The 14,604-nt window shown below is 66.6% G+C and carries 14 protein-coding genes; 7 read left to right on the forward strand and 7 right to left on the reverse strand.

The genetic code is table 11. The features are described from left to right. Window positions 1–19: 19 nt before the first annotated feature. Together AC3ITW_RS20075 and AC3ITW_RS20080 are read right to left on the reverse strand one after the other, a co-directional pair. Window positions 20–637 (reverse strand): CDP-alcohol phosphatidyltransferase family protein, encoded by a 618-nt coding sequence (locus AC3ITW_RS20075; RefSeq protein ID WP_012512277.1) that lies wholly within the window; start codon window positions 635–637, stop codon window positions 20–22. Between the two features lie 46 nt (window positions 638–683). Continuing rightward, entirely contained in the window at window positions 684–1,307 is a 624-nt protein-coding gene (locus tag AC3ITW_RS20080) for a hypothetical protein (RefSeq protein ID WP_489389876.1), read from the reverse strand. Between the two features lie 184 nt (window positions 1,308–1,491). Between AC3ITW_RS20080 and purH the strand changes: the two genes are divergently transcribed. Genes purH through purD form a run of 4 tightly spaced genes read left to right on the forward strand, consistent with a single transcriptional unit; the run spans window position 1,492 to window position 6,353 of the window. Next, window positions 1,492–3,075, forward strand: coding sequence for a bifunctional phosphoribosylaminoimidazolecarboxamide formyltransferase/IMP cyclohydrolase (gene purH / locus AC3ITW_RS20085; RefSeq protein ID WP_006397445.1), 1,584 nt, complete (start codon window positions 1,492–1,494; stop codon window positions 3,073–3,075). A 16-nt stretch (window positions 3,076–3,091) separates the two neighbouring features. Next, window positions 3,092–3,961, forward strand: a complete 870-nt coding sequence (locus AC3ITW_RS20090) for a hypothetical protein (RefSeq protein WP_006397450.1) — start codon at window positions 3,092–3,094, stop codon at window positions 3,959–3,961. 14 nt (window positions 3,962–3,975) lie between these two features. Next, window positions 3,976–5,007, forward strand: coding sequence for a RhuM family protein (gene rhuM, locus AC3ITW_RS20095; protein ID WP_006397453.1), 1,032 nt, complete (start codon window positions 3,976–3,978; stop codon window positions 5,005–5,007). Window positions 5,008–5,066: 59 nt separating this feature from the next. Continuing rightward, complete coding sequence (purD, locus tag AC3ITW_RS20100) at window positions 5,067–6,353, forward strand: phosphoribosylamine--glycine ligase (RefSeq protein ID WP_100469742.1); 1,287 nt, start codon at window positions 5,067–5,069, stop codon at window positions 6,351–6,353. A gap of 140 nt (window positions 6,354–6,493) precedes the next feature. On the opposite strand, the gene rpoH is transcribed toward purD, so the two are convergent. Continuing rightward, complete coding sequence (gene rpoH / locus AC3ITW_RS20105) at window positions 6,494–7,369, reverse strand: RNA polymerase sigma factor RpoH (RefSeq protein ID WP_006397457.1); 876 nt, start codon at window positions 7,367–7,369, stop codon at window positions 6,494–6,496. 357 nt (window positions 7,370–7,726) lie between these two features. Between rpoH and AC3ITW_RS20110 the strand changes: the two genes are divergently transcribed. The 3 genes from AC3ITW_RS20110 to AC3ITW_RS20120 all read left to right on the forward strand — a co-directional run bounded on the left by AC3ITW_RS20110 (window position 7,727) and on the right by AC3ITW_RS20120 (window position 11,296). Beyond that, a complete protein-coding gene (locus AC3ITW_RS20110) occupies window positions 7,727–8,119 on the forward strand; it encodes a BlaI/MecI/CopY family transcriptional regulator (protein WP_006397459.1) in 393 nt (130 codons plus the stop codon). Then, window positions 8,116–9,645, forward strand: a complete 1,530-nt coding sequence (locus AC3ITW_RS20115) for a M56 family metallopeptidase (protein WP_489389877.1) — start codon at window positions 8,116–8,118, stop codon at window positions 9,643–9,645. Before AC3ITW_RS20110 ends, AC3ITW_RS20115 begins: the two co-directional genes overlap by 4 nt. A 130-nt stretch (window positions 9,646–9,775) precedes the next feature. Then, complete coding sequence (locus tag AC3ITW_RS20120) at window positions 9,776–11,296, forward strand: serine hydrolase domain-containing protein (protein ID WP_489389878.1); 1,521 nt, start codon at window positions 9,776–9,778, stop codon at window positions 11,294–11,296. A gap of 52 nt (window positions 11,297–11,348) precedes the next feature. Here AC3ITW_RS20120 and ung read toward each other — a convergent pair whose 3' ends face one another. The 4 genes from ung to ftsE are packed head-to-tail and all read right to left on the reverse strand — an operon-like array spanning window position 11,349 to window position 14,546. Then, on the reverse strand, window positions 11,349–12,062 hold the full coding sequence (gene ung / locus AC3ITW_RS20125) for a uracil-DNA glycosylase (protein WP_006397704.1): 714 nt from the start codon (window positions 12,060–12,062) through the stop codon (window positions 11,349–11,351). Continuing rightward, window positions 12,059–12,901, reverse strand: coding sequence for a response regulator (locus AC3ITW_RS20130; protein WP_100469745.1), 843 nt, complete (start codon window positions 12,899–12,901; stop codon window positions 12,059–12,061). The genes ung and AC3ITW_RS20130 overlap by 4 nt, the downstream gene beginning before the upstream one ends. A gap of 7 nt (window positions 12,902–12,908) precedes the next feature. Further along, window positions 12,909–13,856 carry a permease-like cell division protein FtsX gene (gene ftsX / locus AC3ITW_RS20135; protein ID WP_012512287.1) on the reverse strand — a complete coding sequence of 316 codons (948 nt, stop codon included), beginning with the start codon at window positions 13,854–13,856 and terminating at the stop codon, window positions 12,909–12,911. Between the two features lie 3 nt (window positions 13,857–13,859). Further along, window positions 13,860–14,546 carry a cell division ATP-binding protein FtsE gene (gene ftsE, locus AC3ITW_RS20140; protein ID WP_019338976.1) on the reverse strand — a complete coding sequence of 229 codons (687 nt, stop codon included), beginning with the start codon at window positions 14,544–14,546 and terminating at the stop codon, window positions 13,860–13,862. Window positions 14,547–14,604 lie beyond the last annotated feature (58 nt).

Raw genomic sequence — 14,604 nt, forward strand, 5'->3', positions numbered from 1 at the left:
TCTTCTTGTATCTGCTTGATTAGTTCGGCGAAACCGCCGCTTCCCGCAGTCCGCGACGGACGCGATTGATCATCGTCAGCACGCACAGCACCGCCATGGCCGCGGCCACGCCAGTGACCGTCATCGCGCCAACCCACTCAAACGCCAGCAGCAGGCCCAGCACGCCGATGACGAACGCGCGGTCGCTCTTGCCCATCGGGCCGTCATAGCGGCGGTTGGCACCGACCATCAGCCCCAGCACGCCGGCGTACTCGCTCAGGGCCGCCGTCCAGGCCAGCAGCCACAGCGCTTCCGGGCGCACGCCCGGCACGCTGAGCAGGCTCAGGTACAGCGCCGCGTCGGCGATAACGTCACACAGCTCGTTCAGATAGGCGCCCAGCCGCGACTGCTGGCCGAACTCGCGGGCCAGCATGCCATCCACGGCGTTGAGTGCCATGCGCAGGAGCATCCACAGCGGCAGCAGCAGGTACAGCAGGGGCTGGGCCGGCGCGCAGCACCACACGGCGGCAGCCACCAGCAGCGAGACCACGGCGGCGGCCACGGTCACCGTATTGGCGGTGATCCCCATGCGGTACAAACCGCGTACGGCTGGACGCAACAGGTCCTGGAAACGTCCTTTCAATGCATAGATCGACATGATCCGTACCCGCTGATCCTTGGCAGTGCGGGCACAGCCTACCCCATCAAATACGGGTACCGGCAAGTTCCGCCGGGCCCAGCCAGTCCTGCCATGGCAGCTGCGGATCGATATGGCAGCGCGACCAGACCGCGTCATGGCTGCGCTGCATGGCATTGCGCACCGCCTGCACGGCCCGCTCCCGCGCCCCAACATCGGCGAACCCCGCCTGCAGCGCCAGCAGCCGGTACACACCGCCGGGCGAGCGCTGGAAGTGGATGATGCCGCCGGCAGGCAGCACGATGGCGCCCTCATCCAGGTCATCGGCGTACAGATACAGCTCGAACGGGTCCAGCCAGCACTGCGCGTGCATTGCCTGCAGCAGTTCGGCCACGCCCGGCGCGCGCCGGTAGGGCGCGATGGCATCGCCATACCAGCACTTGTTGTCGTCCAGGTAGACCTTGAACTCCAGCCGCCGCCAGCGCCGGCGTTCACGGCGCTGCACGTCCCAGGACAGGATCTCAGCCTGCTCACCCCAGCGCTCGGCGGCTTCAGCCTGCAGCGTCGGTACATCGGCCGAGCCGCACCAGCCCGCGACCTGGCCACAACGCGCGTGGCGCACATAGCGGGCCAGGAACAGCAGCGCCCCTTCGGCATCGAGGGCGGCCTGCAGGCGCTTGGCGACGGTCATGGGACGGCATCCTGCACACGGGGACAGGCGGCACCGTGCCGTGCCCGGCGGTGGCTGACAAGCCCGCGAATCGTGCCCATCACGGTCAAGCCGGCCTTGAACGCGGCGAATCTGCTCCTGCGGCACCCGCCACCGGCCCCCACCGCCTACAATATCGGCCCCGCTCCGCTGCCGATTCTGTCCCATGACTGCTGATCTGTTGCCCGTCCGCCGGGCCCTCCTCTCCGTTTCCGACAAGACCGGTCTGGTCGAGCTGGCCACTGCGCTGGCGGCACGCGGCGTGGAGCTGCTGTCCACCGGCGGCACCGCCAAGGCGATCCGCGATGCGGGCCTGGCCGTGAAGGACGTGGCCGACGTCACCGGCTTCCCGGAAATGATGGACGGCCGGGTCAAGACTCTGCACCCGATGGTGCATGGCGGCCTGCTGGGCCGTTCGGGCCTGGATGATGCGGTCATGGCCGAGCACGGCATCGGTGCCATCGACCTGCTGGTGCTGAACCTGTACCCGTTCGAGTCGGTCACCGCCAAGGCCGACTGCAGCCTGGCCGACGCGGTCGAGAACATCGACATCGGCGGCCCGGCCATGCTGCGTTCGGCGGCCAAGAACTTCGCCCGCGTGGCAGTGGCCACCGACCCATCGCAGTACGCCGAACTGCTGGCCTCGCTGGAGGCCAACAACGGCCAGCTGACGGCCGCCACCCGCTTCGCGTTCTCGGTGGCCGCGTTCAACCGCGTCGCCCAGTACGACGCCGCGATCAGCAACTACCTGTCGGCCGTCACCGCCACCGACGACGCCGTGCCGGTGCGTGCCGAGTACCCGGCGCAGATGAATTCCACCTTCGTGAAGGTGATGGACCTGCGCTACGGCGAAAATCCGCACCAGAGCGGCGCGTTCTACCGCGACCTGTACCCGGTGCCGGGCACGCTGGCCACCTTCCAGCAGCTGCAGGGCAAGGAGCTGAGCTACAACAACCTGGCCGATGCCGATGCGGCGTGGGAATGCGTGCGCCAGTTCGACGCGCCGGCCTGTGTCATCGTCAAGCACGCCAACCCGTGCGGCGTGGCCGTCGGTGCCGGCAACGGCGATGCCTATGAGCTGGCCTACGCCACCGACCCCACCAGTGCCTTCGGCGGCATCATCGCCTTCAACAAGCCGCTGGATGCAGCTACCGCCAAGGTGATCCTGGACCGCCAGTTCGTCGAAGTGCTGATCGCCCCGGACTACGAGCCGGCCGCGCTGGAATACGCGCAGAAGAAGGCCAACGTGCGCGTGCTGCGCATCCCGCACGGCGACGGCCTGAACAACTTCGACAACAAGCGCGTGGGTTCCGGCCTGCTGCTGCAGTCCTCGGACAACCGCGGCATGACCCGCGACGAACTGAAGGTGGTCAGCAAGCTGGCGCCGACCGACAAGCAGTTCACCGATCTGCTGTTTGCCTGGAAGGTCGCCAAGTTCGTGAAGTCCAACGCGATCGTCTATGCCAAGGACAACCGCACCATCGGTGTCGGCGCCGGCCAGATGAGCCGCGTGTATTCGGCCCGCATCGCCGGCATCAAGGCAGCCGACGCGAACCTGGTGGTGGAAGGTTCGGTGATGGCCTCCGATGCGTTCTTCCCGTTCCGCGACGGCATCGATGCCGCGGCTGCTGCCGGCATCAAGGCGGTGATCCAGCCGGGCGGTTCGATGCGCGATGCCGAAGTGATCGCCGCCGCCGACGAACATGGCCTAGCCATGGTGTTCACCGGCGTGCGCCACTTCCGCCATTGATCCTGGAGCGACACGGATGTCCACAGTTTCGATGAAATCGCTGGCCGCCCTCGCCCTCGCGGGTGCGGCCATGCTGGCCGGCTGCAAGCCTGCTGCCGAGCCCGGCGCGGGCCCGAAGGCAGATGCGCCGGCGGCGGCCCCCGCCTCACCGGCGCAGCATGTCAGCCGCACCGCACGACTGCAGGCTTTCCTGGTCCAGCGCTACGGCAGCAACGCCACGCTCTCCGCTGAATGGCGCGGCCGCTGGACCGACGATGGCGACACCCATGCGGTGGACTGGCAGGTCTGCGCGGAACAACCGGTGGTGAGCGGGGACAGCTGGCGGCAGTTGTTGGCCGTGTGCGGTGCGCTGGTTGATGGCGCGCATATCGACCCGGGAACCATCGAGTTCTTCGTGCTGCGCCCCAAAGGCGATGGCTTCGAGGTGACCAGCGAACTGACCGGCGGGCGCTTCGGCAGCGGCGGCCAGCCCGGCACCGCCAGCGTCATTCGCGCCGGCAGCGACTTCTATGGTTTCCGCGTCGAGGACGGCTGGTTCGGGCAGGGTTTCTCGCTGCTCTCGCAGTCGCTGATCCTGCCGGGCCCGAACGGCCTGGTTGCCAGTGGCAGCGTGCGCAGCCATATCGACAATGATGCCCAGTACGAGTGCGACGCCAGCACCGACCCCGACACGGCCAACGACTGCCGCACCCGCCGTTTCAGCATCGATTTCGCACTGCGTTTCGACGACAGCGACCGCAGCGCGCGGGTCTGGCCGCTGCTGATCGAAGAAACCGGCACCACCTGCGGTGGCAAGCAGGTCCGGCAGGAACACCGCTTCACCCTGGACCCGAAGACCTGGGCCTATTCCTTCCCCGAAGCGCTGCGACGCGAAGGCTGCGAGTGAGGTAATCGACCAGCATGAATAGCTTCCTCGGCGAACTGATCCTCTACCGCACCGACGACGGTCGGACGGAGGTCCACCTGCGCGCTGCGGAGGGGACGGTGTGGATGACCCAGGGCGAGATGGCCGAACTGTTTGATACGACCAAACAGAACATCAGCCTGCATGTGCGGAGAATCCTGGAGGAAGGCGAGCTTGCCGCCGATTCAGTTGTCAAGTTTGACTTGACTACTGCTGCCGATGGCAAGCGATACAGGACGCAGCTTTATCGACTTGAACTGATCCTGGCAGTCGGATTCCGGGTGCGGTCACCACGCGGTCGCCAGTTCCGACGCTGGGCAGGCTCAGCACTGGCCGAGTACCTGCTCAAGGGCTTCCTGCTCAACGATGAAAGGCTGAAGGATGCCGAGCGCGCTGACTACTTCAAGGAACTGCTGCGTCGCATCCGCGATATCCGCAGCTCCGAGAAGCGCTTCTACCAGACGCTGCGCGACCTGTTCAAAGCTACCAGCAGCGACTATGACGGTACGGCACAGACGGCCAAAGCGTTCTTCGCCACGATCCAGAACAAGCTTGTCTACGCTGTCACCGGTCGCACCGCCGCGCAGTTGATCGTCGAACGTGCCGATCCGGACTCGGCGACCCTCGGCCTGACCCACTGGAGTGGTGACCGCATCAGGAAGTCCGATGCCTTGGTCTCCAAGAACTATCTGGCGCAACCAGAGCTGGAACAACTCAACCGCTTGGTAACCATGTTCCTGGATTTCGCCGAGGACCGCGCCGAGCGTCGCGTCGAGATGCGGATGTCGGACTGGATTGCTCAGACGGATCGGTTCCTGGACTTCAATGAGCGCGCAATTCTGGAGGGCGCGGGGCAGGTCTCGCACCAACAGATGGCGACAGTCATTGCCGAGCGCTACCGCCAGTTCGACGAACAGCGCCGCAGTGGTGACCGAATCGTGTCCGAGCAGGAAGTAGATGAGGATCTCCGCCAGCTCGAAGCAGAAGCAAAAGCACTCATCGCTGCAGCACCGAAGCGCGAGGATTGAGCAGTACCCCTCCCCCACCACCGTTTTCCTTCCTGATTCCCAGTTCGGATACTTCCCAAATGAAGAAGATTCTTGTCATCGGCTCTGGCGGCCGCGAACACGCCCTGGCATGGAAGCTGGCCCAGTCCTCCCGTGTCACCGAAGTGATCGTGGCGCCCGGCAACGCCGGCACCGCCAGCGAAGACAAGTGCCGCAACGCGGCAGTGAAGGTGACCGATATCGACGGCCTCCTGGCGTTGGCGCAGGCCGAAGGCGTAGCGCTGACCGTGGTCGGCCCGGAAGTGCCGCTGGTGGCCGGCGTGGTCGACCGCTTCCGCGCTGCCGGCCTGCGCATCTTCGGGCCGACGGCTGCCGCCGCGCAGCTGGAAGGCAGCAAGGCCTACGCCAAGGACTTCCTGGCCCGCCACAACATCCCCACCGCGTTCTACGCCGTGCATACCGAGGTAGACGCCGCGCTGGCCTACATCCGCGAGAAGGGCGCACCGATCGTGGTCAAGGCCGATGGCCTGGCCGCCGGCAAGGGCGTGATCGTGGCGATGACCCAGGTCGAAGCCGAAGACGCTGTGCGTGACATGCTCTCGGGCAACGCATTCGGCGATGCCGGTGCCCGCGTGGTGATCGAGGAATTCCTCGACGGCGAGGAGGCCAGCTTCATTTCGATGGTGGACGGCGTGCATGCGCTGCCGATGGCCACCTCACAGGACCACAAGCGCGTCGGCGACGGCGACACCGGCCCGAACACCGGCGGCATGGGCGCCTATTCGCCGGCCCCGGTGGTCACGCCGGAGGTGCACGCCCGTGTGATGCGCGAGGTGGTGAACCCGACCGTGCAGGGCATGATTGCCGACGGTATCCCGTTCACCGGTTTCCTCTACGCCGGCCTGATGATCGATGCCAGCGGCGCGCCGAAGGTGATCGAATTCAACGTGCGCTTCGGCGACCCGGAAACCCAGCCGGTGATGCTGCGCCTGCAGTCGGATCTGGTGGAGCTGGTGGAAGCCGCCATCGATGGCCGGCTGGACCAGGTGGAAGCGCAGTGGGACCCGCGGCCGTCGCTCGGCGTGGTGCTGGCCGCGAAGCCGTACCCGGAATCTCCGATCACCGGTGATGTGATCTCCGGCCTGGACGACGTACCTGCCAGTGCCAAGGTGTTCCATGCCGGCACCACGCTGGACGCGCAGGGCCAGGTAGTCAGTGCGGGCGGTCGCGTGCTGTGCGTGGCCGCACTGGGCAACAGCGTGCGCGATGCGCAGGCCAACGCCTATGCCGGCGTGGCCAAGGTCAGCTGGGCCAACGAATTCCACCGCAACGACATCGGTTGGCGCGCGATCGCACGCGAGGGGTGAGGCCCACGCGATATCAGAGCAGCCACGCATGGCGTGGCTCTACTGGAATCAGCAGTAGATCCACGCCATGCGTGGATGAGCCCAACAAACGAGAAAGGCCCAGCGCTGCCGGGCCTTTCTTCGTTCCAACGCCACCCCGCTTACGCGGTGAACAGCGCCTTCATCTTCTTCAGCGCATTGGCTTCAACCTGGCGGATACGCTCGGCCGACACACCGTACTCGTCGGCCAGCTCCTGCAGCGTCACCTTGCTGTCGGCATCCAGCCAGCGGCGGCGGATGATGTCACGCGAACGCGCATCCAGCTCGGCCAAGCCTTCGCGCAGCAGCTGCATCTGGTTGTCTTCGCTGTCGGCACGCTCGTAGGCCATCGACGGGTCTTCGTCATTGGCCACGAGATAAGCGGCCGGCGACGGCGGCGCGTGCTCGTTGTCCTCGTCGGTCGGCGCATCGAAACCGATATCGCGACCGGACAGGCGCGACTCCATTTCCATGACCTCGCGCTCGGACACGTTCAGATCCTTGGCCACCGCGCTGACTTCGGCCGCGTTCATCCAGCCCAGGCGCGTCTTCGACTTGCGCAGGTTGAAGAACAGCTTGCGCTGCGCCTTGGTGGTAGCGACCTTGACGATGCGCCAGTTCTTCAGGATGAACTCGTGCATCTCGGCACGGATCCAGTGCACCGCGAAGGAGACCAGGCGCACGCCCATTTCCGGGTCGAAGCGCTTGACCGCCTTCATCAGGCCGATGTTGCCTTCCTGGATCAGGTCGCCCAGCGCAAGGCCGTAGCCGTTGTAACCGCGGGCCACGTGCACCACGAAGCGCAGGTGCGAATGCACCAGCTCGCGGGCGGCGTCCAGATCGTTGCCGTCGCGGAAGCGACGGGCCAGGTCCTGTTCGTCATCGACCGACAACACCGGGATCTGGTGCACGGCACCGATGTAGGCGTCCAGCGAACCGAGCGCACTGGGAATCGGGAGATTGTTTGCCACAAGGGCAGTAGAGGTGTTCTGGCTCATAGGCACCCATCTTAGCAGTCCGGGATTTGGACTGCTAAAGGAGGAAAAAGTTCCAGCATCCTATTGATGCAACACTGGTCCCAAACAGAGCCCTACCGTAGCGCGATTTGATGACAGTGGCGAGCACGCTTTTCGGGATTCACAATCCCTTGGAATTCAATCAATTACCCATCGGAAACCGGCGATTTCCGGTCAAGCGGAGCTGAACGGGCCGTCCTGGAGGTCCATTCAGGCCAGGAGACGTTGCCGGGTGTTCAGGCCCGAAGGCTGAGGGTCGCTCCTTTACTACTAAGAAACCCGTTGACAGCCACCCGGCGACATGCTCCGATGCATCAACTAATTCATACGTAGAAGCGCATGGCCCGCCCTGTCTCGCAGAATCCCACCCCCGCCGAGCAGGCCATCCTGGACATCCTCTGGGACAAGGGCGAAGCGTCCGTGCGCGATGTGGCGGATGTGCTCGGCCAACACAAGCCGGTCGCGTACACCACGGTGCTGACCATGTTCAACGTGCTGGCGAAGAAAGGCTTTGTCAGTCATCGCCAGGAAGGTCGCGCCTACATCTATCACGCCACGCTCAGCCGCGAGCAGGCCCGCCGGCAAGCGCTCGACCATCTGCTGCATCAGTTCTTCGACGGCTCACCGAACGTGTTGGCACAGCACCTGGTGGACGAACGCGAAATCGACCGCAACGAACTGCAGGCACTGCAGCAGCGCGTCAGCGATGCCAGGGCCGGGAGGAAGGAATGAACCTCATCGACCTGGCGATGGCATTGGGCGTACGACAGTTGCTGTTGTCCGCAATCGTGCTGCTGCCCGCGCTGTGGCTGGCACGGCGGCGGGCCCTCAGTGCCGAACAACGTTCCTGGCTGCTGACCGCAGCGATGGCAGCGGCCTTGCTGCTGCCGCTCAGCGCCTTCCTGCCAGGCTGGTCGACCACCCTGCCCGTACCGGCACCGCCCGCGGCCGCGTTCCACCCCATGCCCGGCGAAGGGGCAACAGCGGAAGAAGCCATCTTCGAAGCCGGACGACAGCCCGACATCTACTACGTCGAACTGCCGAAGACCCTGCCGACACTGCTTGCACTGCTGTGGCTGCTGGGCACCCTGTGGCTGGGCATGCGCCTGCTGGACGCGATGCTGCACGCACGCCGGCTGCGGCGGCTGGCGCAACCGGCGACCGCCGGACTGCGCGCGGTCCTGGCCGACATCGTGCCCGCCCACGTGACGATCGCCACCTGCGCCGTCGACGGGCCGATGGTCGTCGGCCTGTGGCACCCGCAGATCCTCCTGCCCCGCCCCTTGCTGGCACGCCTGGACAACAACGTGCTGCGCGACATCGTCCGCCACGAGGTTGCACACCTGCAACGGCGCGACCTGTGGACAAGCACGCTGCTGCGGGCGGGAACAGCGCTGTTCTGGTGGAATCCGCTCCTGCACCTTGCCCAGGCACGCCTGGCGGTACTGCGCGAGATGGCCTGTGATGCACGCGCTGCGATGCAGGCACGCGAACCGCTGGACTATGCAGGTTCGCTGCTGGCCAGCGTCGAACAGCTGCAGGCCCTGCGCGAGGAGGCGCCGACGCTTGCACTGGGTATGTTCAGTGCGCGCAGCCAGCTGGCGCAGCGCATTGATCAGCTGGTGGACGCCGGGCCACCCACACCCCGGCACCGCAGCCTGTTGGTGCTGGGCCTGCTGCTTCTGCTGGCCTGCACCGGCACCGCCGTGGCTATCTCACCACGGCTCGCCCCATCACCGGCTGCGAGCGCCTCCGATACGCGCGTCATCAAGCTGTTCCAGGCCGCCAGCACGCATGACGTCGCGCAGGTCCGTCTGTTGGCGGCGGCCGGCGTCGATCTTGATGCACGCGTGCTCGGTGATGGCACGGCGCTGATCCAGGCCATCCGTGCACGCGATCCGGCGATGGTCGACACGCTGCTGCAACTGGGCGCCGACCCTGATCGTGCCGCACTGGGCGAAGGCAATCCGTTGATCGTCGCTTCCGCGCTGGGCCTGCAACCCATCGTCGAGCAACTTGTGCAGGCTGGTGCCGACGTCAACCGGGTCGTGACCTATGACGAGACGCCACTGATAAATGCCTCGCGCGAAGGGCACCTGGTCACCGTGCAGTTCCTGCTCGCGCACGGCGCCGACATCAACCTGGGCGTGGAAGCCGACGGCTGGCTGGGGCGCTGGCGGACACCGCTGAACCAGGCTGGCAACGCGGCCGTGCGCGATTACCTGCTGGCGCAGGGCGCCCGCCGCGAACGACGCTGACGCCTCCGCCGCATCACCTCCTGCACTGCGGCGGTAACCCGTTCCACCCGCAACGACCGGACGCGACAGGCGTGCGTGGCAACGCGTGCGCCGATCCCGCCCCTCTTCCACTCCTGCAAGGATGTCGATGATGAACCGCCTGTTGCTGTGTTCACTGCTGGTCTGCCTGACCCCGTTCCACGTGATGGCCACTGACGCCAGCGCTGAAGACGCTGCGCGCTTTGCGCAGGCAATGGCCCATGGCCTGCGCCCCAGCACCGCGCAGCTGGGCGCCGCGCTGCCGCAGTGGTCGATCGAAGAACGCCTGACCCACTACAAGGTACCGGGTGCCGCCATTGCGGTGATCCGCGATGGCAAGGTGGTGTACGCCGCCGGATACGGCCTGCGCCAGGCCGGCACGCGCGACGCGGTGGATGCCGATACCGTGTTCTCGGTCGGCTCGGTCAGCAAAATGGGCACTGCGGCAACCACCCTGAAGCTGGTTGCTGCCGGCAAGGTCTCGCTGGAGGAGAACATCGACCATCGCCTGCGCCGCTGGCACCTGCCTGCCGATTCGCAGGGACAGCACCCGCCGATCAACCTGCGCATGCTGCTCTCGCACACTGCCGGCTTCAACGTGCATGGCTTCCAGGACTACCAGCCCGCCGAACGCCTTCCGACCTTGCTGCAGACACTGGATGGACTGGCGCCTGCAAAGAATGAGCCGGTACGCCTGATCCACGCACCCGGCCAGCAGGTCGACTATTCCGGTGGCGGCTACACGGTGGTGCAGCTGGCGATCGAAGATCTGACCGGCAGAGCATTCGCTGAGGTCGCACAACGCGAGATGTTCTCGCCACTGGGCATGTCGCGCAGCACGTATCAGAATCCCTTGCCTGCCGGCTACGGCAACGTTGCCCATGCGCACGACAACAAGGGCCTGCCGGAGGCCCTGCCACGCGGCTGGCAGAGCTTTCCAGAACAGGCGGCGTCGGGGCTGTGGACCAGCGCCAATGACATGGGCCTGTTCGTTGCGGCCTTGCTGCGCAGCATCCGTACCGAGGATGGATGGCTGCCGCAGTCGTTGGCCCTGCAGATGGTCAGCGAAGTGGCACCGGCCGGCCGGGGACTGGGGCCGGAGCTGGCCGGCTACGGCGCCGCCCGGCGCTTCTTCCATAACGGCAGCAACGACAGCTACCACGCCGGTATCGAGGGATATCCGGAAAGCGGCGACGGCTTCGTCATCCTGACCAATGGTGACAACGGGCCAGCGCTTCGCGCAGAAATCCGCAACGCCCTGTCCGATGTGCTCGGCCACAACGCCAAACCACTCATCCGCACATTGGACCCAGCGTTTCTGCGGGACAGCTATCCTCGCTTCAGCGGCCGGTTTGTCCTCGACGATGCGTTGCCGATGGATGTCCGCGGCGGACTGGCCGACTGGTTCGAGGCCCAGACGCTGGACGTGCAGGCGAATGAAGGTGGGCTGGAACTGCGCCTGCCAGGGCGAGACAAGGCCATCGCACTTCAGCCCGTGACGCCGGTGCGCTTCCTGGCCGGCAGCGCAGGTGCGGAACTGCTGTTCCATCGCGGAGGCGACGGTACGGTACAGGCCCTCAGCGTGCTGGCCGATGGTGCGCGTGCGTACTACCGCCGCGACAAAACCCACTGAATCTGCACCGCTCCTCCCTGTGGCATAGGCCGGGCGCGGGCCCGGCTTACGCTCAGAGCGCCGAACGCGGCGGCAGCGACCAGTCGATCGGGGCCTGCCCGCGACGCTGCAGGTACTCGTTGGCCATCGAGAAATGGCGGCAGCCGAGGAAGCCGCGATGGGCCGACAGCGGCGACGGGTGCGGCGACTTCAGCACGCGATGGCGGCGGGTATCGATGACCTTGCCCTTCTGCTGCGCATAGGCGCCCCACAGCATGAACACCAGCCCTTCGCGCTCACGGTTGAGCACGTCCACCACGTGGTCGGTGAAGCCTTCCCAGCCGCGCCCCTGATGGGCGCCGGCCTTGCCCTCTTCCACCGTCAGCACGGCATTGAGCAGCAGTACGCCACGCTGCGCCCACGGAATCAGGCAGCCATGGTCCGGGCGCGGGATACCGAGATCGCTCTCGATCTCCTTGTAGATGTTCAGCAGCGACGGCGGCACCGGCACGCCCGGCGGCACCGAGAAGCTCAACCCATGGGCCTGGCCACGGCCGTGGTACGGGTCCTGGCCGAGGATGACCACCTTCGCCTGTTCGAACGGCGTGGCATCGAACGCGGCGAAGATCTGCGGGCCGGGCGGGAACACCGCCGCGCCACTGGCCTTGCGCTGGCGCAGGAAGCTGGACAGCTCGCGCATCTGCGGCTGCAGCAGGTAATCGCCGACATGCTGCTTCCAGCTCGGTTCCAGCTGGATCGTCGGGGTGTCGGCTACTTCATCCATCATCGAATCAGGGGTCCATCGTTCAATCGGGCCAGCCGCAGCTGGAACAGCACCTTGGTGACCAGCAGCCGTTCTTCGATCGGCTTGAGCACCAGGTCGTTGGCGCCGGACTGCAGCAGCCCGGTCTGGTTGTGCGGATTGCCATCGCCGGTCATCACCAGCACCGGCAGGCGGCGCTTGCCGTAGCCGAAGTCCACGCGCACGCGCTGCACCACGTCGCGGCCGCTCAGTTCACCCTTCAGGGTGACGTCGGTCAGCACCAGGTCGATGCGGTGGCGGCTGCGGCCCAGCGACTCGGCGGTGAGCAGGGTGAACGCCTCTTCGGCGCTGACCACGTGCAGCACATTCAACTGCTGGCGCTCCAGCATGCGCTTGGTGGCCTCGGCCACCACGCGGCTGTCCTCGATATAGAGGATGGTGGCGCCGGGAATGGTCTGCGGCTGCACATAGCCGCGGATGAAGGTCGCCAGTGCCTCATGGCCGAGCGATTTGTCGAAATAGTCGGTGACGTACTCGGTGAAGCGGCGCTGCTCCAGGTGCTGCTGGGCGTCGCCGGAGACCACGATCACCGGTACATAGGCCTGGCCAGCCGCTTCGCGGATCATCCGCGCCAATGCCAGGCCGTCGCCATCACGCAGGGTCAGCGAGGTGGTCACCAGGTCCACCGGACCCTGCGCCAGCGCCTGCTGCGATTCCTCGATGCTGTCGCAGCCGATCACCTCCACGCCGGGCAGGTCACGCCTCAGCACGTCGGCGATCAGCTTGCGTACCAGCTTCGAGCCATCGACCACCATCACCCGCGTCGCGGGCCCCTCAAGGTGCTTCAACGCTTGCGGTTGCATGCCGGCCTCAGGTGTCGGTCGGTCGGGTCTGGCGCAGGAAATGGCCGGTCACCAGCCACGCTCCCAGCCAGCCCAGCAGCAGCGTGCCGAGCAGGACCAGGCCGCCATGCAGCAGGTCCAGGCCGTGCAGCACGAACGGGCTGCCGTAGCTGCGCGAGAGTTCGGCCAGCGGCATGCGCAGCGCAGCACCGGCGGCGGCGATCAGGGCCAGCGCCACCGCGCCGGCGCCCAGGCCATACCAGGCGCCCAGGTACAGGAACGGACGGCGGATGAAGCCATCGCTGGCACCCAGCAGCTGCAGCACGCCGATCTCTTCACGGCGGGCCTGGATGTCCAGGCGCACGGTGTTGCCGACCACCAATGCGGCACCGACGCCAAGCAGCACCGACAGCACCTGCACCAGCCGCGCGCCAAAGGCGAGCCAGGCATCCAGGCGCTGGCGCCACAGCGCGTCGTGTTGCACCAGGTCGGCCTCGGGCAGGCTTTCCAGCGCGCGCGCCAGGCGCGCATCGTCCTTGCCCTGGCCGGGAGTGATCACCAGCAGCGACGGCAGCGGGTTGTCGTTGAGCGCATCGATCGCCTCGCCGAGGCCGGCATCGCGCAGTTCCTGCAGGCCCTGCTCGGGCGTACGCACGTTCACTTCGGCAACGTCGTCGCGGTCGCGCAGCTGCCCGGCCAGGCGCAGCGCGCCGGGGCCATCGACATTGCCCTTCAGGAATACGTTGATGTCGCGCGACTGCTGCACGCTGCCGGCGAACTGCTTGAGGTTGTCCAGCGCGATCGACAGGCCCAGCGGCAGGGCCAGCGCCAGTGCCATGACCATCACCGTCAGCAGGGTCGCCCACGGCTTGCGGCAGGCGCGGCCGAGGCTGAACACCACGCTGTGCACGTGGTGCTGGAACCAGACGCCCACACGCGACGGGGCGGCGGCTTCGCTGTTTTCGTTCTTCGCCATCGATTACTCCGCCAGGTCCTGCGGCGAGATGTCATCCACCAGCCGGCCGTGGTCAAGGATCAGCACGCGCTTGCGCATGCGGCGCAGCAGCGGCAGGTCGTGACTGACCACCAGCACGCTGGTGCCGCGCGCGGGCAGCTCGGCGAACAGGGCCATGATCTCCGCCGCCAGGGTCGGGTCGAGGTTGCCGGTCGGCTCGTCGGCCACCAGCAGCTTGGGCTCGCCGACGATGGCGCGGGCGATGCCGACGCGCTGCTGCTCGCCGGCGGACAGCTGCGAGGGCAGCGCCTTCTCGCGATGGCCCAGGCCCATTCGTTCCAGTACCGAGCGCACCCGCTTGTTGATGTCGCCACGGCGGGTGCCGCGCAGTATCAGCGGCAGTGCCACGTTCTCGGCAATCGAGCGGTCCATCAGCAGGCGGTGGTCCTGGTAGACCGCGCCGACCGCGCGACGGTGGCGGGGCACATCGCCGCCGCGCACCTTCAGCAGGTTGCGCTCGTCGAACACCACCGCGCCACGGCTGGGCCGCTCGTCCAGGTGGATCAACTTGAGCAGGGTGCTCTTGCCCGCACCGGAATGGCCGGTGACGAACAGCATCTCGCCCGGCGCGACCTCGAAGCTGACATCGGTCAGCGCCTCGTGGCCACCGGCGTACTGTTTGCTGACATTGTCGAAGCGCAGGACACTCATGCCCCGATTATGCAGGAGCCGCGCGACGGATCGGTAGCGCCGGGCCATGCCCGGCGGA

The sequence above is a fragment of the Stenotrophomonas sp. KH_052 genome (assembly GCF_057838755.1).

What these genes read in the sequence shown, in the direction of transcription:
- rpoH (WP_006397457.1), bottom strand. Translation starts at nt 7,369, where the DNA reads ATGAGCCAGAACACCTCTACTGCCCTTGTGGCAAACAATCTCCCGATT.
- AC3ITW_RS20110 (WP_006397459.1), top strand. Translation starts at nt 7,727, where the DNA reads ATGGCCCGCCCTGTCTCGCAGAATCCCACCCCCGCCGAGCAGGCCATC.
- AC3ITW_RS20130 (WP_100469745.1), bottom strand. Translation starts at nt 12,901, where the DNA reads ATGCAACCGCAAGCGTTGAAGCACCTTGAGGGGCCCGCGACGCGGGTG.
- ftsE (WP_019338976.1), bottom strand. Translation starts at nt 14,546, where the DNA reads ATGAGTGTCCTGCGCTTCGACAATGTCAGCAAACAGTACGCCGGTGGC.
- AC3ITW_RS20075 (WP_012512277.1), bottom strand. Translation starts at nt 637, where the DNA reads ATGTCGATCTATGCATTGAAAGGACGTTTCCAGGACCTGTTGCGTCCA.
- AC3ITW_RS20090 (WP_006397450.1), top strand. Translation starts at nt 3,092, where the DNA reads ATGTCCACAGTTTCGATGAAATCGCTGGCCGCCCTCGCCCTCGCGGGT.
- ung (WP_006397704.1), bottom strand. Translation starts at nt 12,062, where the DNA reads ATGATGGATGAAGTAGCCGACACCCCGACGATCCAGCTGGAACCGAGC.
- AC3ITW_RS20080 (WP_489389876.1), bottom strand. Translation starts at nt 1,307, where the DNA reads ATGACCGTCGCCAAGCGCCTGCAGGCCGCCCTCGATGCCGAAGGGGCG.
- AC3ITW_RS20115 (WP_489389877.1), top strand. Translation starts at nt 8,116, where the DNA reads ATGAACCTCATCGACCTGGCGATGGCATTGGGCGTACGACAGTTGCTG.
- rhuM (WP_006397453.1), top strand. Translation starts at nt 3,976, where the DNA reads ATGAATAGCTTCCTCGGCGAACTGATCCTCTACCGCACCGACGACGGT.
- purD (WP_100469742.1), top strand. Translation starts at nt 5,067, where the DNA reads ATGAAGAAGATTCTTGTCATCGGCTCTGGCGGCCGCGAACACGCCCTG.
- AC3ITW_RS20120 (WP_489389878.1), top strand. Translation starts at nt 9,776, where the DNA reads ATGAACCGCCTGTTGCTGTGTTCACTGCTGGTCTGCCTGACCCCGTTC.
- purH (WP_006397445.1), top strand. Translation starts at nt 1,492, where the DNA reads ATGACTGCTGATCTGTTGCCCGTCCGCCGGGCCCTCCTCTCCGTTTCC.
- ftsX (WP_012512287.1), bottom strand. Translation starts at nt 13,856, where the DNA reads ATGGCGAAGAACGAAAACAGCGAAGCCGCCGCCCCGTCGCGTGTGGGC.